Raw genomic sequence first — 26,158 nt, forward strand, 5'->3', positions numbered from 1 at the left:
GGCCGGTGTCAGCGCACGGTGGCCGGGCCGGACGCCCCGCCGTGGGCCGCGCCGGCGCCGTTCGCCGTGCCGCCGTTCGACGAGCCGGTACCCGGCTCCTCGGTGAACTGCAGCCCGCCGCTGCCGTTGGAGGAGGCGGTGAGGATGTCGAGCCACTCGCGATTGATCGACGGCACCCGGCCGCCCGCGAACTTGAAATAGAGGGGGATGGACGAGTCGAGCCAGATGCTCGAGCGGCCGTCGCCGATCGCCGGATCGTCTTTCCAGGAGAAGAAGAAACTCTCTTTACGGCGCAGCTTCGCCGCGATCACGATCTGAAGATGCGTGAGCGTGCGATCGTCGAACTCGATCTCGATTCCCGACGACCCGTACAGCAGCTTTCCCATTCAGCGTTCCTCCTGGGCAAAACGATACTGCCACGGGCGGCCGGGCGCTCGGCGCATTAGTGTTGCCACCGGATGAGATGAGGTGTCTTCGTGTTCAAGACCAAACGGCACGCCCCCGAGAACCCCGCGCTGCAGCCCGGGTCCGACCTCGACGTCGCAGGAGCGGAGAGCGTGCCGGCGGTGCGGGTCAACGCCTTCCGCATCGGTCTCGTCGGCGGACTGGGGGTTCTGCTTGCTCTCGTGATCGGCGGCATCGTCTCGCAGCTGGGCACGGTGCTGATCTACATCGGCGTCGCCCTGTTCCTCGCGCTCGGGCTCGACCCCCTGGTCTCCTGGCTCGAACGACGGATGAAGCGCGGCATCGCGATCGTCATCGTGTTCGCGGCCGTCATCCTCATCTTCGGCGGCCTGCTGTTCGCCGTCATCCCGCTGATCGTCGACCAGGCGACCAACTTCATCAACTCGTTCCCGCAGATCGTCACCGGTTTCACGCAGAGCGACTTCGTGAAGGGCGTGCAGAGCCAACTGGGCAACGTGATCGACATTGATCAGGCGACCAAGGGCGCGCTCTCCTTCGTGCAGGATCCGAACAACCTGGTCACCCTCGGCGGCGGCCTGCTGGCGGTCGGGACCGGGATCGCGAGCGGGGCCACCGGCGCCGTGATCGTGCTGATCCTGACCCTGTACTTCCTCGCGTCGCTCCGGAGCATGAAGCGCATGACGTACCGCTTCGTGCCGGCCAACCGCCGCGCATCCTTCGCCTCGCTCACCGACGACGTGACCGGGGCGGTCGGCCGCTACGTGGTCGGCCAGATCGGCCTCGCCGCGATCAACGGCATCCTGAGCCTGATCTTCCTGTCGATCATCGGGGCCCCGCTGCCGGCGCTGTTCGCCTTCGTGGCGTTCCTGGCCTCGCTGATCCCGCTCGTGGGCACGCTGTCCGGAGCGATCATCATCACCCTGGTCTGCCTCTTCGCCTCGCCGCTGACAGCTCTGGTCGCCGCGATCTACTACGTGATCTACATGCAGGTCGAGGCCTACTTCCTCAGCCCCCGCATCATGAACCGCGCGGTGGCGGTACCCGGTGCGATCGTCGTGATCGCGGCGGTCGCGGGGGGCACGCTGGGCTCGGTGCTGGGCGCGCTCGTGGCCATTCCGATCGCGGCCTCGGGCATCATCATCATCCAGAAGGTCGTCTTCCCGAAGCAGGACGCGAAGGTCTGAGCCCGCCGGTGGCGGGATCGGGTTCAGGGCGTAGGTTCGGCCTCATGAACGCAACCGACGACGACATCGCCACCATCGGCGCCATCATCTCCTCCGCGAAGATCGCCCTGCTCACCACCCAGGGCGAAGGTGGTGCGCTGCACAGCCGCCCGCTGCGCGTGCAGGAGCAGGACTTCGACGGCACCCTCTGGTTCTTCACGCAGGAGCCGAGCGAGAAGACCGAGGAGATCGCGGCGCATCCGCAGGTCAACGCCTCCTTCGAATCCGGCAAGGGCTACCTTTCCATCGCCGGGACCGCTTCGGTCGTGCGTGACGAGGCGAAGATCGACGAGCTCTGGTCGAAGGCCGTCGAGGCCTGGTTCCCCGAGGGCCGGGAAGACCCGACGGTCGCGCTTCTCAAGATCGACGCCGAGTCGGCCGAGATCTGGTCGGTCGACGAGCCCCGCCCGGTCACGCTGCTCAAGATCGCCAAGGCCGTCGTCACCGGCACGCAGCCCGACGTGGGCGACAACAAGACCGTCGAACTCTGACGGGATTCTTGAGGATCCCTCGCGTTAACGCTACTGTCGGCGGATGGACCTCGCCGACGAACTCGCCCTCGCCGGGCTGATGCGCCTGGCCGAAGAGCTGTACCGGGAGTCGGCGAAATCGGCCACGCCGCTCGCGGTGCAGCTCGAACGCTCGGCCGACATCATCACCGAGGGGCTGGCCCGCGGCGAGCTGCACTCGGTGCGGGTGCGGATGACGGTGTACTGGCTCTCCTGCTTCGACGGGGGCCGGGGCGCCGGCCGCATCGCCGATTCGATCGTGACCGGGGCGGTCGCGGTGTTCGAGCTGCTCGACCGGCCGATGCCGATGCTCAGGAGCTCGGGCCGGCGCTGAGCGGCGTCAGTCGGACGTGCCGGAGTTCGGCCGGGACGACCGGCCCCGACCGGCGTGCGGCGGCCGGCATCTGACGTCCGGCGTCAGACCACCTCGGCGAAGAGGTCGGTCGACGACACCACGGGCCCGGAACTGACCGAGCGCCACGCCGCAGCGAGGGCGGCGACACCCCGCTCGAGTTCACCGGGCGAATACCCGAGCGGGATGCGCATGAACCGCTCGAGCGCGCCGTCGAGCCCGAAGCGCGGCCCGGCCGTGATCAGCAGCCCCTGCGCCCGGGAGGCCAGCGCGAGCTGACTGCTGAGCGGCGCCCCGAGGTTGACCCAGGTCGAGAGCCCGCCGTGCACGCGCGGCACCTGCCAGTCGGGGAAGGTCTCCCCCAGCACCCGGATGAGCGTCTCCCGCCCCTCCCGCAGCTGCTCCGAGCGCAGCGCGAGCACCGGCTCGAAGTCGCGCAGGAGGTCGGCCACGATCAGCTGCTCGAGCACCGGGGTGCCGAGGTCGCCCGAGAACCGGGCCCCGGCGAGCTTGCGGATGATCGCGGGCGTGGCCCTCACCCAGCCCACCCGGAGCCCCGCCCACACGGTCTTGCCGACCGAGCCGATCAGCACCGCTGAATCCGCCGTGGCCGAGTCGCCGTAGGCCGCGAAGGGCAGGTACGACTCGGGCCGGTCGATGTCGAGCTCGCTCGTGGTCTCGTCGACGATCACGACCGTGCCGTGCCGGGCCGCATCCCGCAGCACCTGCTCGCGCAGCTCGGCGGGCATCGACTCCCCGGTCGGGTTGTGGAAGTCGGGCATCAGGTAGGCGATCGCCGGGCTCGTGCGGGCGAAGGACTGCGCGAGCTCGGCCGCATCCCACCCGTGCAGCCCGTCCGGCACGGCGCCACTCCCCCGGGCCGACACGGTCACCGGCACCAGCCGGGCGCCCGCGACCCGGAGCGCCTCGTAGGCGTGCGGGTAGCTCGGCAGCTCGACGACCGCCCGGTCGCCCCGGGCCATCACCGTCCGCGCGAGGAGGGCGATCGCGTGCTGGGCGCCGATCGTGATCATCACCTGCTCGACGCTCGTGGGCAGGCCACGCTCGGTGTACCGGTCGGCCACCGCCTGCCGCAGGGCCAGGGAGCCGAAGGGATCGATCCCGGTGCCGCCGAGCTCGGCCGCCCAGTCGCCCATCACCCGCTCGGTCGCCGCATACAGCCCGGGGTAGGAGGGCATCGTGGCCTTGGTGAAGTCGATGTAGTCGCCCGTCGCGTCGTGCCCGGCGACGGGAGCCCGGCCCGGGAGCCGGGTGACGCTCCCCGATCCGCGGACGCTCCGGGTGTAGCCGGCGTCGCGCAGCTCGCGGTACGCGGCCGAGACCATCGTGCGGCTGACCCCGAGCGCCTGGGCGAGATCGCGCTCGGCGGGCAGGCGCGTGTCGGCGGCGATCCGGCCGTCGAGGATCAGCAGGCGGATGCGGTCGAAGAGGGCCAGGTAGGAGGGCCCGGTGGCCGTCACCCGCCAGTCTCCGAGCAGGGCGATGAAAGCGCGGGTTCCGATTCGGGCGTCGACCATGAATCCACCCTAGTCATATTGGCTTCTTGATACAGGTCCAATTCTGCAATTGGATTGCTGCATGTTCTCGACCGCACTGCCCCCTCGCCTGATCCGGCTCGTCATCGGCCTCGTGCTCTACGGCTTCGCCGAGGCCCTGATGATCAGTGCCGGGATCGGCGTCTCGCCCTGGATGGTGCTCTCGCAGGGCCTCGCCGAGGTGACCGGCTGGGGCGTCGGCGTGCTCACGAACATCGTCGGGCTGGCCGTGCTGCTGCTCTGGATCCCGCTCCGGCAGCGACCCGGGATCGGCACCCTGCTCAACGTGCTGCTCGTCGGCACCTCGATCGAGCTCGGGCTGTGGCTGCTGCCCTCGCCCGCGGCCTGGGACCTCGGCGGCTGGCAGCTCGCTGCGCAAGCGGGCTTCTTCGCCGCCGGGCTCGGGCTGCTCGCGATCGCGAGCGGCCTCTACATCGGGGCGGGTCTCGGGCCGGGGCCGCGCGACGGACTGATGACGGGCATCCACTCGCGACTGGGCTGGCCCGTCTGGGTCGGGCGCACGCTCGTCGAGGCGACCGTGCTCGCCGTGGGCTGGATGCTCGGGGGCGACGCCGGGATCGGCACGCTGGCCTTCGCGCTGCTGATCGGGCCGCTCTGCGGGCTGACGCTGCCGCTGTTCGCCCGGCGAGTTTCGGCTCCGGCTCCGGCTCCGGCTCCAGCTCCGGCTCCGGCTCCGGCTCCGGCTCCGGCCGTCCTTACTTCCCCGCGCCCGCCTTCGCCTTCGCCGCTGCCTTCGCGGCCCGCTTCGTCTCGCGAACCTGCGTGAGCGACTCGGCGTCGACGATGTCGGCGACCGAACGGTGCGAGCCCTCCTCGCCGTAGGGCCCGGCGGCCGCCCGCCACCCCGCGGGCGTGACCCCGTACTGCTTGCCGAGCAGGGCCACGAAGATGCGCGCCTTCTGCGCCCCGAAGCCGGGCAAGCCTTCGAGTCGCTTCAGCAGCGTCTTCCCGTCGGGGTCGTCGCGGGTCCAGAGCGCGGCCGGATCCCCATCCCAGTCGTCGACGAGCGCGGCGCTGAGCGCCTGCACCCGGGCGGCCATCGAGCCGGGGTACCGATGCACGGCGGGAGTCTCGCGGAAGACCTCGACCAGCGCCTCCGGGTCATACCCGGCGAGGTTCGCGGCGGTCAACGGCCCCGAGATGCGGTCGCGGATCTTCTTCGGCCCCTCGAACGCGGTCTCCATCGCGATCTGCTGGTCGAGCAGCATGCCCAGCAGCAGCGCGAACGGATCCTCCGTCAGCAGACGGTCGGCCTCGGCGTCCCCGGTGATCCACAAAGCACTCATGCCGACAATGTACGGGAAACCGGGGCGCGAAGCCCGAGGCGGACGGGAGTGCCCATGGCCGCTCGGGGGTGCGGGGCGTACGGTGTGGCGCATGAGCGACGCAGACCAGTTCGAGCCGGGCGATCCGGTGAAGCGCTACCCGAGGGTCGAGCCTCCGGTGCAGCACCAACCCGAGCCGGGTCTGCAGAGCAGGATGACCCCGGTTCCGGACCTGGGCGAGGAGAGCTACCGGGGGCTCGGCCGCCTGACCGGACGGCGGGCGCTGATCACGGGCGGGGACTCGGGCATCGGCGGCGCCGTCGCCATCGCCTTCGCCCGCGAGGGGGCGGACGTCGCGATCGCCTACCTGCCCGAGGAGGAGTCGGATGCGGCTCATGTGCTCGAGCAGGTGCGTGCCGCCGGGAGGACGGGCGTCGGACTGCCCTGCGACATCACCGACCCGGGCGCGTGTCGGCGCCTGGTCGCCGACGCCGTCGAGGCGCTGGGCGGCCTCGACGTGCTCGTCAACAACGCCGGGAAGCAACTCGCGGTCGACGACCTGGAAGACCTCGACGACGAGCAGTTCGAAGCCACGTTCCGCACCAACGTGTTCGCGAACTTCTGGATCACGAAGGCCGCCGTCCGGCACCTGCCGCCCGGTTCGGCGATCGTCAACACCGCGTCCCTCGAGGCCTACCAGCCGGCACCGGACCGCCTGGGCTACGCGGCGAGCAAAGCCGCGATCAACAACCTCTCCAAGGGGCTCGCGCAGCAGCTCGCCGGTCGCGGCATCCGGGTGAACGTGGTGGCCCCCGGGCCGACCTGGACCGCGCTGCAGGTCTCCGGTGGCGTCTCCGACGAGCAGATGGCCGCGTTCGACGACGAGAACACCTACAAGCGCGCCGGCCAGCCCGCCGAGATCGCCCCCGCGTACGTGTTCCTCGCCTCGGCGGAGGCGAGCTTCGTCTCCGGCGAGACCCTCAACGTGAACGGCGGCATGGTCACGCCGTAGCGCGGCGCCGTGGGTGCCCGCGCCCGTCGCGACCGCACACTCCGTCAGGCCGGACGGTCGGCCGTCTCGGGGAACAGCTCTTCGATCCGCTCCGACCCGAAGATACGGTCGCCCGTGATGAGCGCGAGCCCCATCACGCCCGCGAACTCGCCGAGCTGCGAGACGGAGATCGTGAGGTTGCGGGTCGCCAGCGGCTGCGAGCGCTGGTAGACCCGCTCGCGCACCCCGGAGAGCAGCACCTCGTCGGAGTCCGACAGCCGGCCCGACACGATGATGCTCTCGGGGTTGAGGATGCTCACCAGGTCGGCGACCGCGTCACCGAGCACGCGGCCGGCCTGGCGGACAAGGCGCACCGCATCCAGATTCCCCTGCCGGACGAGCGCGACGACCTCGCCGACGTCGGCCGCGTGCACGCCGAGCAGGGCCAGGTCGCGGATGATCGCCCAGCCGCCGGCGTACGCCTCGACGCAGCCGACGTTGCCGCAGCGGCACGGCAGCGGGTCGGCGGAGTCCGCGACCGCGGCCCGGGTGTGCCCGATGTCGCCCGCCGCGCCCTCGCTGCCCCGGATGATCTGGCCGTTGAAGACGAGACCCGAGCCGATCCCCGTGCCGACCTTGAGGCTGATCAGGTTGTCGTGCCGCCGGGGCCGCGCCTCGGCGACCGCGCGCGAGTTCGCGTCGTTCTCGACCACGACGGCGGCACCGTGATGGGAGAACCAGCCGGCGATGTCGAAGCCGTCCCAGCCGGTCATGATCGGCGGGTTCACCACGCGCCCGGCCGCGAACTCGACGGGTCCGGGCACACCGATCCCGACACCCCAGACCGGCAGCCCCTCCGCCTCGGGCGAGGCGAGCAGCTCGGTGAAGCAGGCGTCGACCGCGCTGAGCACCGGCTCGGGGCCGTCCCACACGTCGATCGTGCGACGGCGGTGCGCGAGCGGCGTGCCGCCCAGGTCGCAGATCGCGGCGACGAATCCGGTGGCCCCGATGTCGGCGGTGAGCAGCACAGCCCGGCCGCGGTTGAGCGAGAAGCGGCTCGACGGCCGGCCCCCCGTCGACTCGGCGCCGCCGATCTCGCGGATCAGCCCGAACTCGTGCAGCGAGGTCAGCCGCTGGTTGACGGTCGACCGGGAGAGGCCGGAGAGATCGATGACGTCGGTGCGGGAGAGTTCCCCGTATTCACGGAAGAGCGCCATGACCTCGCCGACGTGGGTTCGCACATCCTTCACTTTACGCAGAGCTCCATCGCCGTCGTCGTCGCTGATGCCTCATTGTAGACACACGTTGATCTAAAGTGTGCGGACTTTCGGTTGCAATTAGACAAAAGTGCGCGTAGTTTCAGGTACGACGGCACGCAGTGGTGCCCCGACACCAAGGATCACAATGTTCAGCAAAGACGCAACATGGATGCGCACCGCCCGCATCGCCGTACCCCTCGGAATCGCGGCCCTGGCTCTCGCCGGCTGCTCCGGAGGGGACACCGGATCCGGCTCCGGCTCGGGTTCCGGCTCGACCAAGGTCGCCGCGGTCATCAAGGGTCTGGACAACCCCTTCTTCCAGGCCATGGAGTCCGGCGTGCAGGGCGCGGCCGACACCGACGGCGTCGACGTCACCATCCAGGCCGCCTCCGACATCGGAGACACCACGGGCCAGGCCGACAAGCTGACCGCCCTCGCCGGCCAGGACTTCGGCTGCTTCGTCGTCAACCCGATCTCGGGCACCAACCTCGTGCAGGCCCTCGCCACCGTCGGCCAGGCCGGCAAGCCGATCGTCAACATCGACCAGCCGATCGACGCGGATGCGGCCTCCGCCGCGAACCTCGACATCGCGACCTACATCGGCACCGACAACGAGGCCGCCGGCGGCAAGGCCGGCGACTTCGTCAAGGCGCAGGTGCCGGCCGGCTCCGAGGTCGCGATCATCGGCGGCATCGCCGGCGACGTGACCAGCGGCGCCCGGGTCGACGGATTCAAGGCCGCTGTCGGGAGCGACCTCAACGTCATCCAGGAGTCGGCCGCCGACTGGAAGCGCGAGCTCGCGCTGACCCAGGCCACCGACATCATCGCGGCCAACCCGAACATCAAGGCCTTCTTCGCCGCGAACGACGACATGGGCCTCGGCATCGTCAAGGCGATCGAGAACGCGGGCCTGACCGGCACGATCACGGTCGTCTCCGTCGACGGCAACCAGGATGCGCTGGAGTCGGTCAAGGCCGGCGGCCTCACCGCGACCGTGGCGCAGTACCCCTACGCGATCGGCTCGCTCGGCCTCCAGGCCTGCGAGGTCGCGACCTCCGGCGGAACCCTGCCGAAGAACATCGAGTCGCCGACCGCCCTCGTGACGACGGCGGAGGCCGACCAGGCGATCGCCGCCTTCCCGCAGCCCTTCGCGCCGTTCGAGAACCCCCTCGAGTCGATGCTGCCCACCCCGGCCGCCTCGAACTAACCCTCGGCCCAACCCCCTCGGCGGGGGAGCCGGGTCATCCGCTCCCCCGCCCCCGCCCTCAGTCAGAAACCGGCATCCATGACAACGACAGAGCACACCCGCCCCGGGCCGCTCCAGACGATCGGCGCCCACGCCCGGCAGCTCAGCTTCTGGGCCGAGAACGCCGCCCCGATCGGCCTGGTGGCCCTGGTCATCGTCTTCTCGATCCTCAGCCCCACCTTCCTCACCCTCGGCAACATCAAGGCCATGCTCGTGGCCGCGGCGATCCTCGTGATCCTCGCCATCGGGCAGACCTTCGTGATCACGACCGGCGGCATCGACCTGTCGATCTCGGCGACCATGACCTTCGGCGCGATCGGTTTCGGCCTCGCCTTCTCGAACGGGTTCGGGTTCTGGCTGTCGGCCATCATGGCGGTGGTCGCCGCCCTGATCATCGGCCTCATCAACGGCCTGCTGATCGCCAAGGGCAAGGTGACCGACTTCATCGCCACCCTCGGTACCCTCTCCGTGGCCACCGGTCTCGCGCTCATCGTCTCCGACGGCAAGCCCATCACCGTGTTCAGCCCCGAGCTGCTCACGCTGACCTCCGGCGCGATCGGCATCTTCGGGTTCCCGATCATCCTCGCCGCGGTCATCGCGGTGCTGGCCTGGTTCTTCATGTTCCGCACCCGGTTCGGTCTGCACGTGCAGGCGGTCGGTGGCAACGAGGAGAGCGCCGTGGCCAACGGCGTCAGCGCGGTCAAGATCCGGATGGCGGTCTACCTGATCTCCGCGGGTCTCGCCGGCATCGCGGCCCTGCTCCTGGTCGCCCGTGTCGGCGCCGCGGAACCCGCCATCAACACGCAGTTCCTGCTCAACTCGATCGCGGCCGTCGTGCTCGGCGGCGTGAGCCTGACCGGAGGCAAGGCCAAGATCGTCGGCCCGGTCATAGGCGCCCTGCTCCTCACCGCTCTCACGAACGGCCTGACGCTGCTCGGCGTCTCGCAGTTCTACCAGCCGCTCGCCGTCGGACTCGTCGTGGTCCTGGCCGCCCTACTCACGAGGTTCCAGAAGAAATGACCGACACCTACAACACCCCGCCCGAGGGCTCCCCGCACACCGGCCGCACCCAGGCGCGCGACTTCATCCTGCAGGCCACCGACATCAAGAAGTCCTTCGGCGGCGTGCACGCCCTGAAGGGCGCGTCGATGACCATGCGCCGCGGCGAGATCACCGCGCTGATCGGCGACAACGGCGCCGGTAAGTCGACCATGGTGCGCTGCCTCTCCGGCATCCACCGCCCCGACTCGGGCACGATCGTGCTCGACGGCAAGACCGTGACGTTCGAGAACCCGGTCGCCGCGATCAAGCAGGGCATCGAGACCGTGCAGCAGAACCTGGCGCTGGTGGAGGATCTGACCGTGTGGCAGAACTTCTTCCTCGGCCGCGAGAAGACGCACGGCTTCGGGCCCTTCCGTACGCTGGACCGCAAGCTGATGAAGAGCACGGCCGGTGACCTGTTGAAGAACCTCGCCGTGAACGTGCCGCCGGTCACGAGCCGGGTCCGGCGCCTCTCCGGCGGTCAGCGGCAGGCGGTCGCGATCGCCCGCGCCGCCGGCTGGGGCTCGAAGATCGTGATCATGGACGAGCCGACCGCCGCCCTGGGCGTGCAGGAGACCGCGCGCGTCGAGGGCGTCATCAACTCGCTCCGCGACTCCGGGGTCGCCGTGCTCCTGATCAGCCACAACTTCGACCAGGTCATGCGTCTGTCGGACCACGTCTGGGTGATGCGGGCGGGCATGGCCGTCGCCGAGCGGCGCACGGCCGAGACCAGCGGCGACGAGCTCGTGGCCCTGATCACCGGCGCCAGGGCGGCCTGACCGTGTCGTTCGACCTCCGCATCCCGTTCCACCGGGCGGCGGCCGATTCGGTGATGCCGCTCGGCATCCACGCCGGGCTGTGGGTGGCCGACTGGTCGCCCGCCTCGGCGAGATCCGCCATCGAGGGCAGTGCCGCCGCGGGCTACCAGCTGATCGAGATCCCGGTCCCGGATGCGGCCGACTCGCTCTCCCCCCAGGAGACCGTGCGCCTCCTGGAGGACACGGGGCTGGACGCCGTCGTCTCCCTCGCCCTCGACGCCGGCTCCGACATCAACACCGTCGACCCGGAGCTCTCCGCCCGGGGCGAGGCACGCCTGCGCCGCGCGGTCGAGTTCGCCGAAGCGATCGGGGCGAACTACGTCGGCGGCGTGACCTACTCGGCGATGACCAAGTACGCGCAGCCGGCCACCGAGGCGAGCCGCGAGAACTCCCTGGCCGTGCTCGCACGGGTCGCCGAGGTCGCTCGTCAGTCCGATGTCCGGATCGGCCTCGAGTACGTCAACCGCTACGAGAGCAACCTGCTCAACACCGCCGCCCAGACGGCCGCGTTCATCGACCGGCTCGCCGCGCGCGGTGCCGACAACGTGCTGCTGCACATCGACACCTACCACGCCAACAGCGAGGAGCTCTCGTTGCCGGCCGCGGTCGAGGATGCCGGTGCCCGGCTCGGCTACCTGCATCTCTCGGAGAGCCATCGGGGCCGGATCGGCACCGGGACGCTCGACTGGGCCGGCCTCGTCAATGCCCTGGCCGGGAGCGGGTACCGCGGTCCGCTCACCGTCGAGTCGTTCTCTCCGGCGGTGGTCTCCCCGGCCACCCGCGACCAGATCGGCGCCTGGCGCACGCTCTGGAGCGACCCGGCCGAGGTCGCCGCCGACTCGGCACGCTTCCTGGGGGCGCAGCTCGCCGCATCCACTCTTCTCGCACCTACTACCTGAAGGACATGACATGACCACCAACCAGCTCGGAGTCCACGCCCTCGTCTTCTCGGGAGGAACGACTCCCGCCGAGGTCGACTACATCATCGCCGAGACCAAGAAGGCCGGTTTCGACCTGCTCGAGCTCTCGCTGCATGACTCGGCCAACCTCGACGTGCCGGCCGCCCGCGCCGCCCTGGAGGCCGCCGGCCTCGGGGTCGTCTGCTCGCGCGGACTGGCCTTCTCGGCCGACGTCTCGAGCGACGACCCCGAGGTCGTGGCCCGCGGCGCGAAGCTGCTGCACGACTCGCTCGCGATCACGAACGGCCTCGGCGGCACCCACTTCACGGGCGCCCTCTACAGCGCCCTCGGCAAGTACGGTCACGCCCTCTCGGCCGCCGGTCGCGCCAACGTCGTCGCCGTGCTGAAAGACCTGGCCGGCGAGGCAGAGGGTCTCGGGATGACGCTGGGCCTGGAGATCTGCAATCGTTACGAGACGAACGTGATCAACACCGCGGCGGACGCCCTGCGGCTGGCCGACGACATCGGCCACGACAACGTGCTGATCCATCTCGACACCTATCACATGAACATCGAGGAGGACGATCTGGTGCGACCCGTGCATCTCGTCGGCGACCGCCTGGGCTACGTGCACATCGGCGAGAACCACCGCGGCTACCTCGGCTCGGGGCACCTCGACTTCGGTTCGTTCTTCCACGCCCTCTCCGACATCTCCTACGAGGGGCCGATCACCTTCGAGTCGTTCTCGTCGGCCGTGGTCTCGCCGACGCTCTCGAACGACCTGGCGATCTGGCGCAACCTCTGGAACGACGGGCCGGCGCTGGCGGCGCACTCGAAGAAGTACCTCGACACGATCATCGAGGGAACCCGTGCCACGCTCTGAGGGGATGGGGGCGGGGGTGGCGGCGGGCGCTTCAGCCGTCGCGGACGCGGTGGAGCCGGTGGACGCTGTGAGTGCGGTGCCTGACTCGGCCTCTGGCGCTGTCTCTGACGCGGTCTCTGAGGCGCTCGACGCGCTCGCCCGGCGGGCCCTCGCGCTCGTCGGGGCGGAGGGGCGGGCCATCCTCGGCATCGCGGGCAGCCCGGGCGCCGGCAAGACCACGCTCGCCCGCACGCTGGCCGACCGGGTCAATGCCCTGAGCGCCGCGGCTGGCGGGCCGGGAGCACCCTTCGCCGCGCACGTGCCGATGGACGGCTACCATCTCGCCCAGTCGACGCTCGTGCGCCTCGGCCGGGCCGAGCGGAAGGGCGCCATCGACACCTTCGACGGCTGGGGCTTCGTGGCCCTGCTCGAGCGCCTGCGCGCCGAGACCGGGCACACGGTCTACGCGCCGAGCTTCGACCGGGCGATCGAGGAGCCGATCGCCGGCGAGATGGCGGTCGAGCCCGAGACCCGGCTCGTGATCGTCGAGGGCAACTACCTGCTCGTCGATCAGGAGCCGTGGAACCGGGTCAAGCCGCTGCTGACCGAGTCGTGGTTCTGCGAGACCGGCGACGAGGTGCGGGTCTCGCGCCTGGTCGTGCGGCACGAGATCGGCGGGCGCACGCCCGAGGCCGCGCTCGCCTGGGCCGAGACGGTGGATGGGCGGAACGCCATCCTGATCGAGTCGACCCTGCCGCACGCCGACCTGGTGGTCTCGGGCGTGACCGGGGAGATCGTCGCGGGCTGACCGGCACGCGGCCCGCTCAGTACCGGATCGCGTCGATCACCTTCACCCGCACCGCGACGAGCGCGGGCAGCAGCCCGGCGAGCGCCCCCACCCCGGTCGCGGCGGCCAGCCCCAGCAGGGCCGCCTCGACCGGGAACGGCGGGAAGTCGGTCACCATCCCCTGCCCCACGACGTCGTGCACGATCGGGCTCTGCACGAGCAGCACGGCCGCCATCACGCCCACCACGCCGGCGGCCACGGTCGCGACCACGCTCTCCATCATCACCGCGAAGAAGACCCGCCCGGCGGTGGCGCCGAAGCTGCGCCGGATGCCGATCTCCCGCACCCGCTGCTTCACCGTCACCAGGGCGATGTTCACCAGCCCGAGCGCTCCGAGCAGCAGCACCAGCACCGCGATCCCGCCGACCACGAGCTTCGTGACGAGGAACGGGTCGTCGCCGTACTGCGCGTAGTCCTGCCGGTAGACGTCGACCTGGGCGCCGTCGCCGAGCGCGGCCTGGATGTCGCGCTGCACCGCGGCGAGCAGCGGTTCGGCGAGCTCGGGCGGGATCCACATCTCGTACTGCGTCTGACCGCCCCCGAACCCCGAGTAGGGGTCGGCCGAGGGGTCCGCGGCCGGCTGGGCCGCCTGAACGGTCGCCAGTTGGGAGGCCAGCATGAACATCGAGGGTTCGGTCTCGTAGGTCGCCGCCGGCGTCACGCCGACCACGACCGCGGTCGCGCCCTTCTCACCGCCGAGGGTGACGGTCGGATGCGTCGCCAGGTCGGGCCGGCCGAGCCGCTCCCAGAACACCGAGTTGACCACGAGCGCCGGAGCGAGCGCCTGCTCGTCCGCCGTGCTGAACCAGTGGCCCTCCGAGATCCGCACCCGGTGCATCTCCCCGTAGGGCTGGTCGACCGCCTGCGTGCCGACCTGCACCACACCCGTGACGAAGGGGATCGACTGCCCGCTCGAGACCACGCGGCTGGCGTAGTCGATCCCGTAGCGGGCCACCGTCTCGTCCCAGGCGCGGTCGAGCGCCTCGGCGTCGATCGTGCTGCCGTCGGTGGCGTAGGCCGAGACGTACAGGGTCGCGGGCCGGCCGCTCGAGCGCTCGCTCAGCTCCTGGTTGGCCTGCTGCACGATCGCGCCGAGCGCGACCACGGTCGTCAGCGAGCAGACGGCGACCGCGACGCCGATCAGCGAGAGCAGCACCCGGGTGCGATGCACCCGCAGCTCCTGCCAGGCCTCGAGCACGGCCCCGAGGAAGCCGGTCAGCGCGCGGCTCACCGGTCGCTCCGCTCGCCGTGTGCGCCCGCCGCCGCATCCGCGATCTTATTCGCCGCCGCATCCACCAGCGACTCGGCCGGCGTCTCAGCCAGCGCCTCGGCCGGGGTCAGGATGCCGCGATCGAGCCGGTAGTGCGTGCGCGAGCGGGCCGCGATCGACGGGTCGTGCGTGATCACGACGAGGGCCGCGCCGGTGCGGGTCGCGACCTCGTCGATCAGTTCCATCACGCTCTGCCCGGTGTCGAGGTCGAGGGCGCCGGTCGGCTCGTCGGCGAGGATCAGTCGCGGCCCGCGCACGAGCGAGCGGGCGATCGCGACCCGCTGTTGCTCTCCGCCGGAGAGGCGGTCCGGCAGGCTGTCGACCCTGTGCCCGAGCCCGACCTGCTCGAGCATGTCGGCGGCGAGCTGCCGGCGCCTCCAGAACTGCCGGCCGCTGGCGTAGAGCAGCGGCATCGCCACGTTCTCGAGGGCCGTGCGGCCGGCCAGCAGGTTGAACTGCTGGAAGATGAAGCCGATCTGCGCCCCGCGCAGCCGGTCGCGGCCTGCGCCCGAGTAGCTCTTGACCGGCCGGTCATCGAAGGCGAGAAGTCCGCTCGTGGGCAGGTCGAGCAGCCCCATCAGGTTGAGCAGGGTCGACTTGCCCGACCCCGAGCGCCCGACGATCGAGATGCGGTCGCCGCCCTCGACGGTCAGGTCGACGCCGTTCAGGATGGTCAGTGCCGGCTGGTCCGGGGGCAGCACGGTGCGCGTCACGTCCTCAAGCCGCAGCAGGCTCACGCGGCGCGCCTCGTCGGGCTGCTCTTCTGCAGGCCGCTCGCCACCGAAACGCGCCTCATCGAACCGGCCCGGCGCAGACCATGTTGCCCCCGGGCTGCGCGAGGCACCCGTCACCGGTCGGCACGGCCATCGCCCCCGGGGCGAACTCGAGGATCTCCTCGCCCTCGGTGAGGCCGCCCGTGACCTCGACCTGGCTGCCGTCGCTGAGGCCGAGGCCGATCGCGCGCTCCTCGGTGGCTCCATCCGGAGTCGACACCCACACGGTGCCGTTCTGCGCCGCACCGCGCACCGCGGTCGTCGGCACGACAAGCACGTTCTCGGCCTTGCCGCCCGCGATCGTCATCTCGGCCGCGAGCCCGGAGAAGACCGTGACGCCCTCGGGCACCGGGCAGGTCACGGTCGTGCCCGACCCCGACCCGCCGCCGGTCGACCCGCCGCCGGCGCCGACACCCGCACCGCTGCCGGCTCCAGAACCCGCTCCGCCCGCGTCGTCGCCCGTGCTGCCCGGCAGCGGGGTGAGGATGCGCAAGCCCGTGCAGACGAACGGCGCCGGCCCGCCGGTGATCGCAATCGACGCCTCGGTCGGCTGGTTCACGAGCCGGTACTGCTGGGCCGGTTCGAGCGACCCCGAGACCGAGAAGCTCGGCGGGGCGATCTGTCCGGCCGTCATGCCGATCGTCACGGCCTGACCCGGGATGACCGAGAGCGAGCTCAGGATGCCGCCGGCGGCCGCGGTCACCTTCTCGTAGCGGAAGATCGCGGGCAGCGGCTTACCCTCCGCGTCGACGGAGGCGGCCGGGTCGCGCACGATCTCGACCTTGACGTCGAAGACCGTGTCGCCGGCGGCGATCGTCGCCCCGGTGTCGACGAAGATCTCGTCCACGGTGCCGGCGGCGGTGGATTTCACCGGCACCGCCGCATCCGCCGACACCGTCGCCTTCACGACCACGTCGTTCGTGATGGTGCCGAGGGTGGCCGCGATACGCGGCTCGACGAGCTCGCCCGTGGGCACCGCCGGGTCGGCCTCGACCGGCTGGTCCGGGAAAAAGGCGAGCTTGCCGAGGGCCACGGCGATCACCGCGATGATGACGATGCGGATGATCGGCAGCACCCATTTCCTGACGATTCCCACGTGCATCCTCCCCGGCCGCGGACCAGACCTCCGCGCGCACCAGCTGCCACCCTATTGGACGGGTGTGGCGGGGCCGGGTGAGTACTCAGCAAACTAAACATTCCTGAATGTATAGTTACGGAATGCCCGCTCTTTCCGCCCGCCGCCGCTGGGTTCTGCTCGCCACGGTCTCGACCGGACTGCTGCTGATCACCCTCGACAACTCCGTGCTCTACACGGCTCTGCCCACGCTCACCCGCGAACTCGGCACGACGAGCACCGAAAGCCTCTGGATCATCAACGCCTACCCGCTCGTGATGGCGGGCCTGCTGCTGGGCGCCGGAACCCTCGGCGACCGCGTCGGCCATCGCCGGATGTTCGTGATCGGCCTGGTGATCTTCGGTGCGGCCTCGGCGTTCGCGGCCTTCTCCCCCGTTCCGCTCGCCCTCATCGCCGCCCGCGCCCTGCTCGCGGTCGGCGCGGCCGCCATGATGCCGGCGACCCTCGCGCTCATCCGGGTCGCGTTCACCGACGAGCGCGAGCGCAACATCGCGATCGGCCTGTGGGGCAGCCTGGCGGTCGTCGGCGCCGCGCTCGGCCCCATCCTCGGCGGGCTGCTGCTGGAGTTCTTCTGGTGGGGCTCGGTGTTCCTGATCAACGTGCCGGTCGTCGTCGTCGCGCTCGTCGCCACGATGCTCGTCGCTCCCCGCGGCGAGCGCCACCCGGGCCGGCCGTGGGATCTGCTCTCGTCGGTGCAGGCGATGATCGGCCTCGCATCCCTCGTGGTCGCGGTCAAGGAGGCCGCGAAGGGCGGCGAGGCGCTCTGGCCGGTCGTCGCCAGCATGCTCGCGGTCGCCGCCGTGGCGTTCTGGCTCTTCGTGCGGCGGCAGCGCCGGCTGCCGTACCCGCTGCTCGACTTCGCCCTGTTTCGGAACCCCGCGGTGCTCGCCGGCGTGATCGCCGCCGGGCTCTCGATGTTCGCCGTCGCGGGCACCGAGCTCGTCACCGCACAGCGCTTCCAGCTGGTCGAGGGCTTCAGCCCGCTGCAGGCGGGGCTCGTCGTCGCGGCGCTCGCGCTCGGCTCGCTGCCCTCGGCGCTGGCCGGCGGAGCGGTGCTGCACCGCACCGGCCCGCGGCTGCTGATCGGCGGCGGCTTCGCCGTGGGTGCGATCGGCACCGCGGCCGCTCCCCTGCTGCTCGGCTTCGGCTGGGGCTGGATGCTCGTCGGTCTCGTCATCGCCGGGGCCGGCCTCGGCCTCGTGATGGCGGCGGCTTCGGCGGCGATCGTCGGCAACGCTCCGGTGCACCGGGCCGGGATGGCGTCGTCGGTCGAGGAGGTGTCGTACGAGTTCGGCAGCCTGACCGCCGTCGCGGTGCTGGGCGGGCTCATCCTGAGCGCTTTCGGGGGTGCGGGGCACGGGGTGGGTGGTGCTGGATCTGGGCCCGGGGGCGGCGCGGCTGTTGCGGCAGGTGCGGCTGCCGACACCGGGTTCCTGACGGTGATGGTGATCGTGGCGGTCGTGCTCGCGGCGGCCTCGGTCGTCACGACGGTGCTCCTCCGGGGCACCCGCGCCGGTACGCTCGTGAACCACTGACTGCCGAGCCCGCATCCCTACCGCCACCGCCCGGCCCCCGTGACCACCCAACGCGACTACCGCATCCGCGCCGCCACCATCACCCCCCGAGGAGAACCGTGAGACCCAACAACCGCGCGAAGATCCTCGACGCCGCCGCTCGCGTGGTCGGCCGGGCGGGCCTGCGCGCCCTCACGCTCGAGGCCACGGCGGAGGAGGCCGGTCTCACCCGCGGTGGGATGATGTACCACTTCCGTGACCGCGATGCCCTCGTGCTCGCCCTGCACGAGCACCTCGCCGCCGAGTGGGAGGCCCAGCTCGTGGCCGCCGCGGGCAAACCGGCCGACCAGGCGACGGCAGACGAGCGGATCGCGGCCTACGCCCGTGCGACCAGCGAGGACGCCTCGGCGGCCGAGTTCGCCCTGCTCGTCGACTCGGCCCACGACCCGCGCTTCGCCCAGATCTGGGCCGCGGTGCAGCACCGCTGGAGCCCCTCGCCGGCCGAGGCCTCCACCGACCCGGCCGCGCTCGACCGCTTCGTGCTGCGCCTCGCCGCCGACGGCCTCTGGGCCTACGACGCCTTCGACGCCGAGCCCCTCGCTCCCGAGTTCCGCCGCCAGGTCGCCGAGCGCATCACTTCACTCCTCGGGCCGGATGCCGCGCAGGACAACTCAGGGCGAGCTCCCCGCTAGCGCGGACGCAGACCGCCCGGCGCACGCTTCCGTCGATTCACCATGAGCCGGCTCTCGAGCCCCGGAGTTCTCACGAAGACGTCCGGGGCGGGGAACGGCAGTCATGTCACTTGACTCGTCACCGAGTTAGTGACACTCAGTCGACGCCCGCTGCCGATGTGGGCTGGTGCTCTAGCTGTCTCGTTCACTTTCTGACGGGACAACTGACCTGAAGAGGGCCACGTTGGGGAGCGAGCTTGCCTCTACGTTTGGGTTCAAACACGGAGGAGCGGTTCCATGGCGGAATGGGCGGAAGCTGAACTTGATGAGATCGCCAACACCGAAGAACTTCGGATCTCTTCGCCGAAACAGGACGGATCAATGGGACGACCGGTCCCCATCTGGGTGGTGCGTCTGGGTCAGAGACTGTATGTGAGGTCCGCAGACGGACCGCATTCCGGGTGGTTTGCTCGAGCTAACGCTGCCCTAAGTAGTACGGTGACGGCTGGAAGCGTCGAGCGTGAGGTCACTCTGGAGCACCCCACCGTAAGTGAGGAAGAGATCAGCGAGGCGTACCGCAAGAAATACGCCATCTCGGGGGCGGCATGGATCGCGAACCTGATGACGCCGCTTGCTTCTTCAACGACGAGGGCATTGATTCCGCTGTCTGCGAAGCCGCGTATGGGAGGCGTTTCTTCACGTCTGAGTCGTGCGACGGAGAGACAGACTCATGACGATGACCACCGCCTACGATTGGCTTCCGGCGGCTTCGCCACTCACGGTGACCAGCGAGGACTTTCTTGACCGGGGGTACCTCGCTGCCCAGCAACACTCTCGGCTTTTCGGTGTCCCGGGAGGTCAGGACCGGTCTCCCCAGTTGGCTTGGAGAGGCGCGCCCGCGACGGTGAAGAGCTACATAGTGTCCATGTACGAACTGCCGGCCGGCGTGACGGAGCTGCCGGTGGACCCATGGACGGTGAAGAACGATGCGCGCACGAGAAGTTATGTTGGTGCAGCGCCCCCCCCGGCAGTCACCGACCGGCACACGGTTTCCGTCGACGGCTTAGACATCTCGAGTGTGAAAGAACTCGGTCTGAGTGTGGAGTCGACGCCGGGTTTCATGCTCTTCAACGTCGCCAGTCATATCGATGCCCTCGGAGTGATTACGGCGTTTGGGCGAGGCTGAACACCAGCGCCCGCCGAGCGTTGTAGATCCCCTTAGCGGTCATGCCGAACGCGGCTTCGCGTTCTTGGAGACGTCCGTCTACTCTTTGGCGTACTGGGCGGCCGACGACGCGGTGAGCGTGTACGGGTTGCCCCAAGCCGGGTACCTACCGAGCATGAAAGACACCAGCTCGGCGGTCGTTGCAGACGCTGCTACCCCTTCCTCAAAATCTCGGAGGTAGGCGCGGGTTGATTCGATGAGAGACGGGGCCGCGTCAGAAAGCGCCAAAGGATCGCGGTGCCCTGCGACCGCCCATGCCGGCGCGAGAGATTCGACAATGTCAATGGCTCTATTCCAGCCATCTCGCTCCTCCTGGCCGGTCTGAGCGAGCCAAAGGTGAATGCCGTTGTAGACCACATCGCCACCGACTACGGCGTCCAGGTCTCGCACGTACACGACGCTCGAGGGATCCGTGTCGCTCTGACCAACGAGCACCGGCCGTAACTCGTGGCCTTCCAAGGTGATGGTTCCGCCAGTCGGTACTTTCGGCCCGACGAGGTCTTCCGGAAGCTGCCCGGGGAACAGCGATTCCCAGTAGCTGACATAGCCCGGATCCAACTGGCCGTCAGCGAATGGCAGGATCTCCGGAAGGGCCACGACCTGGGCGTCGGGGAACTCGCGCAGAATTGAATGAGTTCCGAAGAAGTGATCGGCGTGACCGTGGGTTACGTAAATGGTGGTGAGATTTTTGCCTTTGGCTTTGATCCACGCTGCGAGCTCGGCGGACTCTTCCACCGTGATCAGAGCATCAATCAAGACTGCCTCTGTGTCGCCGGCGATCAGTGTCGCAGTACTGGCGGGCCAGGTGGCGCCCTTGGTCGAGTCCCACTCCGGAACGGTCGCACTAAGCGCCTTGTAGTCGCTTACGAAGACATGGAGTGATAGCGGCGGAAGCAGAACTCCGCCTGCGTTGGTGAGACACGCCTCATACCAGCCGGCCATTTGATTTTCGGCGGCTTCGTCCGACATGTTGAGGGCGGAAAACTCGGCCGTCCATGTCACCGTGCTTGTGTTGCCATCGTCGTGCACATGGAGAACGGCTAAGTAGTCCTTCACCGGCAGCGCGCCCGAGTCGTTGAAGCGGAAGGTGTGTGACTGCTCTGTAGCGGAGAGCAGCTCTTCGGTGACGCTCGATTCGCTGCCTTCAAGGCTGACTTCCCGGACTCTTCCTGGAACCACGTTGTCTACTCGTGCCACACCGGGCATCCAGGCCACGTCATCGAAGTTTCCGATGCGGGCCCAGACCTCCCCTGCTGGTTCTCGGAAGGTTGCGGCGCGAGCGACGTGAAGGCGGACAGTATCCATCAGCTCATCACCTCACCGGTGGAGCCGATGGCCTGCGTGTCGAAGCCGGTGTTTGAGCTGTTCAACTCGGAGATCAACATTTGTTCTTCCTCTTGTTAGGGCTGGTTCTCTTCAGGCCGCGTCGAGGGCTGCCATGTCTTCGGTCGTGAGTTTCAGATGTGCGGCTGCGATGTTCTCTCGGAGGTGCGCTGGGCTGGAAGTTCCCGGAATGGGCAGAATCGTTGGGCTGTGTTGGAGGAGCCATGCCAGAGCGATCTGAGACGGCGCAGCCCCGGTGCGCGATGCGATTTTTGCGAGCGGTCCTGAGGGCGTCGTAAGTTGACCTGTGGCCAGCGGGAACCATGGGATGAAGCCGATGTTGTTCTCTGCCGTGTACGACACGAGATCCTCGGAACGCCTTTCGGTCAGGTTGTAGAGGTTCTGCACCGTCGCGATTTGGGTCTGGGTCTGTGCGACCTGCAGTTCTTGCAGGGTCACTTCGCTCAGCCCGATATGGCGGATGAGTCCGCGCCGGCGGAACTCTTCCATCGCTCCTATCTGATCTGCGAGCGGCACTTTGTGGTCAATCCTGTGCAGTTGGTAGAGGTCGATGCTGTCTAGTCGCAGGCGACGCAAGCTGCCCTCGAGTGCGTCCCTCAGGTGCTGCGGACGACCGTCGGTGATCCACTCGCCGCGATGTCCGCGGATGAAACCGCCCTTGGTCGCAATGACCAGGTCCTTCCGATAGGGGTGCAGCGTCTCTCCGATCAGCCGTTCGGGAACGCCTGGCCCGTACGAATCTGCGGTGTCAATAAGCGTCACGCCCAGCTCGACGGCGAGTCTGAGTACGTTCCTGGCCTGTTCTAGGTCGGCCGGCTCGCCCATTGCTCCCGGTCCGGTCAGCTGCATGGATCCGTAGCCGAGCCGGTGCACGGGGAGGTCCCCGCCGATCAAGAAGGTTTCGGCTGCCGCCGCCGATGGTTCTGAATTCGAGTGAGACATGCCGGGTCCTTTGACAGTCGAGTGATGACGCGTAAGTAGAAGTGTGAAGTGACCGACGAACGCGGGCGTGGCCCACACAGGGACAGACTGGTGCCACCTTCCGGAGAGTCTTTTTGGTCGCCACCGTTGCGTGAAACCGCTGATGAAGACCTACAATTTGCGGAAAGGCCCATTCTGAGCTCACGCTCATGGAGGAAATCATGAGTAAGGAGACCCTCTCCGGCCTGTTGCGCAATCTGCGACACGGCGCCTCTCTGACGCTCGAGCAATTGTCCGAACGATCGGGCGTCAGTGTGAGAGGCATCAGCGACATCGAGCGCGGCGTATCCTCCGCACCTCGACGGAACACACTGGCTGCCCTAGCCGGTGGGCTGGACCTGGACAGCGAGCAAGCCGAGTCTCTCTTCAGGGCCGCCCGCCGAGCTCGCACGATCGATTCGGAACTTCCTTCGGCACTGAGACCACCGCGGTTGAACGACTTCACTGGTCGCCGCCGGGAGCTGGCGGAGCTCGAGTCGATGCTGTCGATTCCTTCGTCACTGATCGTCATCACCGGCCCTGGAGGTTTTGGGAAGACGACGCTCGCTATCGAGGCCGCGTCGCGCCATGCGGCCGGAGAAGGCGTGGTCTTCGTCGACCTGGCGGGCCAGGGACGGCCACCGCTCACGCCGCTGGAAGTGGTCCGGTCGGTGCTCCGTCAAACCGACGAGGATCTTGCAGATCCACCGGCCTCGCTCATTGAGGCGGTCACGAGGTGGGAGGAAGTCGCAGGCAGTCGCCTCCCGACGGTCTTGCTCGACAACGTAGCCAACGAAGATCAGGTGCGCCCAGTCCTCGCCGCGCTCGTGCGCGGTCCCCTCATCCTCACCTCACGAAGGACCATCGCCGGGCTCACCGCAACGGGTCGGCTGTCGCTCGACTCCCTTGAACTTTCTACGAGCGCTGAGATGCTCGGGCGGATCATCCCACCATCGCAGCAGGGTATGGAAGAGCTGAATGAGCTGGCCGGGTTGTGCAACGGCGTTCCTCTCGCTCTTCGAATCGCCGGCAACCGTGTCGCGAGCCGGCCCGCCACATCTGTCCGCGACTACGTCGATCGCATGCAGTCCGAGGAGCAGAGACTTGGTCTCCTGGTTGCCGGCGACATGTCGGTCGAAGCGGTTCTCGCAGTCTCCTACGACGAGTTGGACGACGACACGGCCGAGCTGTTCCAGTCCGTCTCCATCATCGACGGGTTGACTTTCACCGGCAGAATCGCCGCCGCCGCATCGGGGAACTCCCCCTCCGCCACCGAGGCTCGTCTGGAGCACCTGGTGGACCTCGGGATGCTCGAGTCCCGCGGCGGCAGCCGCTACCGACTGCACGATCTGTTGCGCGTCTTCGCCGCTTCCCGATTCAGATCAGAGAACTCTGCCAACGAGATGGCCGCGGCCCAAGACAGATTGACGTACTGGCTCCTCCGCACCGTGCTGGTCGTCGTGGGTGACAGGTCGGTGTCGATCCCGGACGAATGGGAGCAGTACCGGCTAGAGGACGATCCAGACAGCGCCGACGAGTTGACTGCGCGTTCTTGGATTCTGGCCGAGGCCGACCACTGGTGGCCTGCGGTTCGCCGGGCCGCCTCTACCGGGGACCATGATGCTGTCCTCCGAGTAGCTGAGGCACTTCAGTGGAAGTCTGCGAAGTGGCATGAATGGGGGCACTGGCACGAGCTCAATGAGTTGGCTCTTCGCTCAGCTACTGAGCTCGACGACAAACGACAGCAGTCGCTTCGGTCGAGCGTTCTCGCCTGGACGGCCATGACCGAGCGGGGTAATCCCATCGACGCGCAACAGCATGCTCTGACCGCTCTAGCCACGGCGGAATCGATCGGCGACGTGTATGCGTCGTCACGTGCCCACTACTTCTTCGCATGGTCCAGTTTGTACGCCGGTCAAACCGAGGGCCTCGAGGATCATCTACTATCGGCAATCGAGGGTTACGAAAAGTCTGAAGCGCTCTCGGAATCGCGGCAAGCCCGTACGATCCTGGGGGTATTGCAGCGTCGGCTTGGACGCCACGAACGTGCGATCACCGAGCTTTCCGCCGTTCTGAGCGAGTTGCCGACTGAATTCGACGAAGCCGAGGAAGACTTCGCCACGTCCTTTTCACGCAATGTCGTTCTGGAGGAGCTGGCGAATTGCTACGTCGAGATCAATGACCCCACTTCGGCCCTGCGTATGGCTGACGCGCTGGTAAGCATGATCAGCACGCTCGACACAGACATCTTCAACGCGCGGTCGCGAATCATTCGGGCCCGCGCTCTTCTCGCTGGCGCACGAACCGATGAGAGCCTTGTCGAGCTTGAAACCATCAAGCGGCTGCTTGCGGCCTACCCGGCGAGCGGCCACGTGGCCATGATGATGGTCGAAATGGAGGCTCTACGTTTTGCCGCAATGGAAGGAGGCTCTGTCCCAGGCGCGATCGCGGATCTCAGAGCGACCCCGCCTCCGAATAGAGCACGTGACTGATCCTGCGTCTCGGCTGATCGCTTACCCGAAAGAGAGGACGATCTTGTCGTGGGTTTCGCCCGATTCAAGGAGTCGGTGTGCCTCGGCTGCGGCTTCGATCGGCAGTATGCGGCGTCGCTTGAGACGGAGCTCTCCGGAGGCGAGGAGTGGCATGGTGGTCGCCAGGGCATCCGGTGCTCGGTCCGGGCTGGGGTGGGATAGGAGAGCTCCTGAAGAGGCGACCTCCGGGCCTCCGGTCAGAGTCACTACCCTGCTGGCATCGCCGACCGCGGTCACCGCTCGCGTCAGCTCACCATAGCCTGCTGCGTCGATGACGGCGTCCACTGGCGTGTCGATCCTGTCGAAGAGTCCGGCTCCGAACGCTAGGAATTCGCCGCCGAGTCCGCGGACGGAGTCAGCGGCTTGTTCGCTCGCCACTCCGATCACGTGGATGCCCTGTGCTCGTGCCAACTGCACGATGATCGACCCGACCGCGCCTACCGCGCCGAGCACCACGATCGTCTCCCCCTTGGTCGCACGGACTTGACGTAAGGTTCCGACGGCAGCATCTGCCGATGCGGGCAGAGCGGCCGCAGCGTCCCAGCTCACAGAGGCAGGCTTCGGGTACCAGACGGTCGTGGTGGCGAACTCGCCGTATCCACCTTGAGCCGGTAGCAGCGCCGCGACTTCCTCGCCGACATAGGCATCGGCGCCGTCGCCTACTGCCTCGACTACGCCGGCCGCCTCGAAGCCCAGCACGTCTCCGGGGCGTTGCGGGAACACGTTAGTGAGATTGCCTGCGCGGATGTGCAGGTCGGTGGGGCCCACCGCCGCGGCTTTCACACGTATGAGTACCTCACCCGGTTTCACGTCCGGAGATTTCACTGCACGCCACTGCAATACCTCCGGCCCGCCGAACTCCGTGATGACGATCGCGCTTGACATGTGCTCTCCGTTCGTAGGATCGCATCCTCTGGCGGTTTGATACTCGCCCACGAAGTGCATGCCTCAGTTGGATTCTCGTGCCCACGCTAAGAGTCTGTTCAGCCAACAAGCAGGCCCTCCTGGGAACAGCTCCACTCTTCGAGCTAGCTGCGGTGCAGCTGCGACCGCCAATCCGAGGGGACGTTGCCTGCCGGTCCCGGGCTCGGTTGGTCAACTGGGCGATGACGGGGTTCCGCGAGCTCAGGCCCGTGGATGAATTTCGATGCCTCGTAGTCCCACATCCATGCTTCACCGGGCTCATAGCTCTGGACAACCGGGTGCCCGCTGTGGTGAGCATGCGCGGTCGCATGCTGGGAAGGCGAATCGTCACAGCACCCGACGTGGCCGCACGCGGCGCAACGTCGCAGGTGCAACCACCAGCCTGTCGCCGGGTCGCAGTCAACGCATCCCGGACCGCTCGGCGGCACCCGGGTATCAATTGGCGCTTCTGTCATCACGGAGAAATGCTAAGTCACCGTCCCGCTGTAACAAGCCT

The 26,158-nt window shown here is 68.5% G+C and carries 27 protein-coding genes; 16 read left to right on the forward strand and 11 right to left on the reverse strand.

Annotated features, from left to right (window positions below; translation table 11 throughout):
* Positions 1 to 8: 8 nt before the first annotated feature.
* Complete coding sequence (locus HSO01S_RS05120) at positions 9 to 386, reverse strand: DUF7882 family protein (protein WP_066039481.1); 378 nt, start codon at positions 384 to 386, stop codon at positions 9 to 11.
* A 90-nt stretch (positions 387 to 476) separates the two neighbouring features.
* On the opposite strand from HSO01S_RS05120, the gene HSO01S_RS05125 reads away from it, so the two are divergent.
* Genes HSO01S_RS05125 through HSO01S_RS05135 form a run of 3 tightly spaced genes read left to right on the forward strand, consistent with a single transcriptional unit; the run spans position 477 to position 2,492 of the window.
* Positions 477 to 1,610 carry an AI-2E family transporter gene (locus tag HSO01S_RS05125; RefSeq protein WP_245635891.1) on the forward strand — a complete coding sequence of 378 codons (1,134 nt, stop codon included), beginning with the start codon at positions 477 to 479 and terminating at the stop codon, positions 1,608 to 1,610.
* A 44-nt stretch (positions 1,611 to 1,654) separates the two neighbouring features.
* On the forward strand, positions 1,655 to 2,140 hold the full coding sequence (locus HSO01S_RS05130; protein ID WP_066039482.1) for a pyridoxamine 5'-phosphate oxidase family protein: 486 nt from the start codon (positions 1,655 to 1,657) through the stop codon (positions 2,138 to 2,140).
* Between the two features lie 43 nt (positions 2,141 to 2,183).
* Positions 2,184 to 2,492: a hypothetical protein gene (locus HSO01S_RS05135; RefSeq protein ID WP_066039483.1), complete on the forward strand. Its 309-nt coding sequence runs from the start codon at positions 2,184 to 2,186 to the stop codon at positions 2,490 to 2,492.
* An 83-nt stretch (positions 2,493 to 2,575) separates the two neighbouring features.
* Here HSO01S_RS05135 and yczR read toward each other — a convergent pair whose 3' ends face one another.
* A complete protein-coding gene (yczR, locus tag HSO01S_RS05140; RefSeq protein WP_066039484.1) occupies positions 2,576 to 4,048 on the reverse strand; it encodes a MocR-like transcription factor YczR in 1,473 nt (490 codons plus the stop codon).
* Positions 4,049 to 4,109: 61 nt separating this feature from the next.
* On the opposite strand from yczR, the gene yczE reads away from it, so the two are divergent.
* Positions 4,110 to 4,853 carry a membrane protein YczE gene (gene yczE, locus HSO01S_RS05145; protein ID WP_084361322.1) on the forward strand — a complete coding sequence of 248 codons (744 nt, stop codon included), beginning with the start codon at positions 4,110 to 4,112 and terminating at the stop codon, positions 4,851 to 4,853.
* On the opposite strand, the gene HSO01S_RS05150 is transcribed toward yczE, so the two are convergent.
* Positions 4,783 to 5,373, reverse strand: a complete 591-nt coding sequence (locus HSO01S_RS05150) for an HhH-GPD-type base excision DNA repair protein (RefSeq protein ID WP_066039485.1) — start codon at positions 5,371 to 5,373, stop codon at positions 4,783 to 4,785. The two genes, yczE and HSO01S_RS05150, sit on opposite strands and share 71 nt — an antisense overlap.
* Positions 5,374 to 5,464: 91 nt before the next feature.
* On the opposite strand from HSO01S_RS05150, the gene HSO01S_RS05155 reads away from it, so the two are divergent.
* On the forward strand, positions 5,465 to 6,364 hold the full coding sequence (locus tag HSO01S_RS05155) for an SDR family oxidoreductase (protein WP_066039486.1): 900 nt from the start codon (positions 5,465 to 5,467) through the stop codon (positions 6,362 to 6,364).
* 44 nt (positions 6,365 to 6,408) lie between these two features.
* Here HSO01S_RS05155 and HSO01S_RS05160 read toward each other — a convergent pair whose 3' ends face one another.
* On the reverse strand, positions 6,409 to 7,584 hold the full coding sequence (locus HSO01S_RS05160) for an ROK family transcriptional regulator (protein WP_157078919.1): 1,176 nt from the start codon (positions 7,582 to 7,584) through the stop codon (positions 6,409 to 6,411).
* Positions 7,585 to 7,747: 163 nt separating this feature from the next.
* On the opposite strand from HSO01S_RS05160, the gene HSO01S_RS05165 reads away from it, so the two are divergent.
* From HSO01S_RS05165 to HSO01S_RS05190, 6 genes are all read left to right on the forward strand, one after another.
* A complete protein-coding gene (locus tag HSO01S_RS05165; RefSeq protein ID WP_218003770.1) occupies positions 7,748 to 8,809 on the forward strand; it encodes a substrate-binding domain-containing protein in 1,062 nt (353 codons plus the stop codon).
* Positions 8,810 to 8,887: 78 nt separating this feature from the next.
* Positions 8,888 to 9,868: an ABC transporter permease gene (locus tag HSO01S_RS05170; RefSeq protein WP_066039489.1), complete on the forward strand. Its 981-nt coding sequence runs from the start codon at positions 8,888 to 8,890 to the stop codon at positions 9,866 to 9,868.
* Positions 9,865 to 10,668 (forward strand): ATP-binding cassette domain-containing protein, encoded by an 804-nt coding sequence (locus tag HSO01S_RS05175; RefSeq protein ID WP_066039490.1) that lies wholly within the window; start codon positions 9,865 to 9,867, stop codon positions 10,666 to 10,668. The genes HSO01S_RS05170 and HSO01S_RS05175 overlap by 4 nt, the downstream gene beginning before the upstream one ends.
* Positions 10,669 to 10,670: 2 nt before the next feature.
* Positions 10,671 to 11,606: a sugar phosphate isomerase/epimerase family protein gene (locus HSO01S_RS05180; protein ID WP_066039491.1), complete on the forward strand. Its 936-nt coding sequence runs from the start codon at positions 10,671 to 10,673 to the stop codon at positions 11,604 to 11,606.
* A gap of 10 nt (positions 11,607 to 11,616) precedes the next feature.
* Positions 11,617 to 12,489: a sugar phosphate isomerase/epimerase family protein gene (locus HSO01S_RS05185; RefSeq protein WP_066039492.1), complete on the forward strand. Its 873-nt coding sequence runs from the start codon at positions 11,617 to 11,619 to the stop codon at positions 12,487 to 12,489.
* A gap of 76 nt (positions 12,490 to 12,565) precedes the next feature.
* Positions 12,566 to 13,276 carry a nucleoside/nucleotide kinase family protein gene (locus HSO01S_RS05190; protein ID WP_245635892.1) on the forward strand — a complete coding sequence of 237 codons (711 nt, stop codon included), beginning with the start codon at positions 12,566 to 12,568 and terminating at the stop codon, positions 13,274 to 13,276.
* Positions 13,277 to 13,292: 16 nt separating this feature from the next.
* Here the strand turns inward: HSO01S_RS05190 and HSO01S_RS05195 are convergent, their stop codons facing one another.
* From HSO01S_RS05195 to HSO01S_RS05205, 3 genes are read right to left on the reverse strand one after another with little or no spacing between them, the layout of a single operon-like run.
* Positions 13,293 to 14,546, reverse strand: a complete 1,254-nt coding sequence (locus HSO01S_RS05195) for an ABC transporter permease (RefSeq protein ID WP_245635893.1) — start codon at positions 14,544 to 14,546, stop codon at positions 13,293 to 13,295.
* Complete coding sequence (locus HSO01S_RS05200) at positions 14,543 to 15,322, reverse strand: ABC transporter ATP-binding protein (protein WP_066039493.1); 780 nt, start codon at positions 15,320 to 15,322, stop codon at positions 14,543 to 14,545. The genes HSO01S_RS05195 and HSO01S_RS05200 overlap by 4 nt, the downstream gene beginning before the upstream one ends.
* 55 nt (positions 15,323 to 15,377) lie before the next feature.
* Positions 15,378 to 16,454, reverse strand: coding sequence for a permuted SH3 domain-containing protein (locus HSO01S_RS05205; RefSeq protein ID WP_157078920.1), 1,077 nt, complete (start codon positions 16,452 to 16,454; stop codon positions 15,378 to 15,380).
* A 122-nt stretch (positions 16,455 to 16,576) separates the two neighbouring features.
* On the opposite strand from HSO01S_RS05205, the gene HSO01S_RS05210 reads away from it, so the two are divergent.
* The 4 genes from HSO01S_RS05210 to HSO01S_RS19765 all read left to right on the forward strand — a co-directional run bounded on the left by HSO01S_RS05210 (position 16,577) and on the right by HSO01S_RS19765 (position 19,864).
* Positions 16,577 to 18,028 (forward strand): MFS transporter, encoded by a 1,452-nt coding sequence (locus HSO01S_RS05210; protein ID WP_066039495.1) that lies wholly within the window; start codon positions 16,577 to 16,579, stop codon positions 18,026 to 18,028.
* 98 nt (positions 18,029 to 18,126) lie between these two features.
* Entirely contained in the window at positions 18,127 to 18,699 is a 573-nt protein-coding gene (locus tag HSO01S_RS05215; RefSeq protein ID WP_066039496.1) for a TetR/AcrR family transcriptional regulator, read from the forward strand.
* A gap of 276 nt (positions 18,700 to 18,975) precedes the next feature.
* The gene (locus HSO01S_RS18245) at positions 18,976 to 19,482 is read left to right on the forward strand and encodes a DUF2255 family protein (RefSeq protein WP_084361324.1); all 507 of its coding nucleotides are present in this window, start codon (positions 18,976 to 18,978) and stop codon (positions 19,480 to 19,482) included.
* A gap of 121 nt (positions 19,483 to 19,603) precedes the next feature.
* On the forward strand, positions 19,604 to 19,864 hold the full coding sequence (locus HSO01S_RS19765) for a YbhB/YbcL family Raf kinase inhibitor-like protein (RefSeq protein WP_505688476.1): 261 nt from the start codon (positions 19,604 to 19,606) through the stop codon (positions 19,862 to 19,864).
* Between the two features lie 78 nt (positions 19,865 to 19,942).
* Here the strand turns inward: HSO01S_RS19765 and HSO01S_RS05225 are convergent, their stop codons facing one another.
* On the reverse strand, positions 19,943 to 21,208 hold the full coding sequence (locus HSO01S_RS05225) for an MBL fold metallo-hydrolase (protein WP_084361325.1): 1,266 nt from the start codon (positions 21,206 to 21,208) through the stop codon (positions 19,943 to 19,945).
* Between the two features lie 111 nt (positions 21,209 to 21,319).
* Entirely contained in the window at positions 21,320 to 22,189 is an 870-nt protein-coding gene (locus HSO01S_RS05230; protein WP_066039499.1) for an aldo/keto reductase, read from the reverse strand.
* 200 nt (positions 22,190 to 22,389) lie between these two features.
* Between HSO01S_RS05230 and HSO01S_RS05235 the strand changes: the two genes are divergently transcribed.
* Positions 22,390 to 24,699, forward strand: coding sequence for a helix-turn-helix domain-containing protein (locus HSO01S_RS05235; protein ID WP_169799940.1), 2,310 nt, complete (start codon positions 22,390 to 22,392; stop codon positions 24,697 to 24,699).
* 21 nt (positions 24,700 to 24,720) lie between these two features.
* On the opposite strand, the gene HSO01S_RS05240 is transcribed toward HSO01S_RS05235, so the two are convergent.
* Together HSO01S_RS05240 and HSO01S_RS18250 are read right to left on the reverse strand one after the other, a co-directional pair.
* Positions 24,721 to 25,623 (reverse strand): NADP-dependent oxidoreductase, encoded by a 903-nt coding sequence (locus HSO01S_RS05240; RefSeq protein ID WP_066039501.1) that lies wholly within the window; start codon positions 25,621 to 25,623, stop codon positions 24,721 to 24,723.
* Between the two features lie 143 nt (positions 25,624 to 25,766).
* Positions 25,767 to 26,117 (reverse strand): UBP-type zinc finger domain-containing protein, encoded by a 351-nt coding sequence (locus HSO01S_RS18250; RefSeq protein WP_084361367.1) that lies wholly within the window; start codon positions 26,115 to 26,117, stop codon positions 25,767 to 25,769.
* Between the last annotated feature and the right edge of the window lie 41 nt (positions 26,118 to 26,158).

This window comes from Herbiconiux solani NBRC 106740 (assembly GCF_001571005.1).
In the GTDB taxonomy this organism is placed as follows: Bacteria; Actinomycetota; Actinomycetes; order Actinomycetales; family Microbacteriaceae; genus Herbiconiux; species Herbiconiux solani.

What these genes read in the sequence shown, in the direction of transcription:
- HSO01S_RS05120 (WP_066039481.1), bottom strand. Translation starts at nt 386, where the DNA reads ATGGGAAAGCTGCTGTACGGGTCGTCGGGAATCGAGATCGAGTTCGAC.
- HSO01S_RS05130 (WP_066039482.1), top strand. Translation starts at nt 1,655, where the DNA reads ATGAACGCAACCGACGACGACATCGCCACCATCGGCGCCATCATCTCC.
- HSO01S_RS05135 (WP_066039483.1), top strand. Translation starts at nt 2,184, where the DNA reads ATGGACCTCGCCGACGAACTCGCCCTCGCCGGGCTGATGCGCCTGGCC.
- yczR (WP_066039484.1), bottom strand. Translation starts at nt 4,048, where the DNA reads ATGGTCGACGCCCGAATCGGAACCCGCGCTTTCATCGCCCTGCTCGGA.
- yczE (WP_084361322.1), top strand. Translation starts at nt 4,110, where the DNA reads ATGTTCTCGACCGCACTGCCCCCTCGCCTGATCCGGCTCGTCATCGGC.
- HSO01S_RS05150 (WP_066039485.1), bottom strand. Translation starts at nt 5,373, where the DNA reads ATGAGTGCTTTGTGGATCACCGGGGACGCCGAGGCCGACCGTCTGCTG.
- HSO01S_RS05155 (WP_066039486.1), top strand. Translation starts at nt 5,465, where the DNA reads ATGAGCGACGCAGACCAGTTCGAGCCGGGCGATCCGGTGAAGCGCTAC.
- HSO01S_RS05165 (WP_218003770.1), top strand. Translation starts at nt 7,748, where the DNA reads ATGTTCAGCAAAGACGCAACATGGATGCGCACCGCCCGCATCGCCGTA.
- HSO01S_RS05170 (WP_066039489.1), top strand. Translation starts at nt 8,888, where the DNA reads ATGACAACGACAGAGCACACCCGCCCCGGGCCGCTCCAGACGATCGGC.
- HSO01S_RS05175 (WP_066039490.1), top strand. Translation starts at nt 9,865, where the DNA reads ATGACCGACACCTACAACACCCCGCCCGAGGGCTCCCCGCACACCGGC.
- HSO01S_RS05185 (WP_066039492.1), top strand. Translation starts at nt 11,617, where the DNA reads ATGACCACCAACCAGCTCGGAGTCCACGCCCTCGTCTTCTCGGGAGGA.
- HSO01S_RS05210 (WP_066039495.1), top strand. Translation starts at nt 16,577, where the DNA reads ATGCCCGCTCTTTCCGCCCGCCGCCGCTGGGTTCTGCTCGCCACGGTC.
- HSO01S_RS18245 (WP_084361324.1), top strand. Translation starts at nt 18,976, where the DNA reads ATGGCGGAATGGGCGGAAGCTGAACTTGATGAGATCGCCAACACCGAA.
- HSO01S_RS19765 (WP_505688476.1), top strand. Translation starts at nt 19,604, where the DNA reads ATGTACGAACTGCCGGCCGGCGTGACGGAGCTGCCGGTGGACCCATGG.
- HSO01S_RS05225 (WP_084361325.1), bottom strand. Translation starts at nt 21,208, where the DNA reads ATGGATACTGTCCGCCTTCACGTCGCTCGCGCCGCAACCTTCCGAGAA.
- HSO01S_RS05230 (WP_066039499.1), bottom strand. Translation starts at nt 22,189, where the DNA reads ATGTCTCACTCGAATTCAGAACCATCGGCGGCGGCAGCCGAAACCTTC.
- HSO01S_RS05235 (WP_169799940.1), top strand. Translation starts at nt 22,390, where the DNA reads ATGAGTAAGGAGACCCTCTCCGGCCTGTTGCGCAATCTGCGACACGGC.
- HSO01S_RS05240 (WP_066039501.1), bottom strand. Translation starts at nt 25,623, where the DNA reads ATGTCAAGCGCGATCGTCATCACGGAGTTCGGCGGGCCGGAGGTATTG.
- HSO01S_RS18250 (WP_084361367.1), bottom strand. Translation starts at nt 26,117, where the DNA reads ATGACAGAAGCGCCAATTGATACCCGGGTGCCGCCGAGCGGTCCGGGA.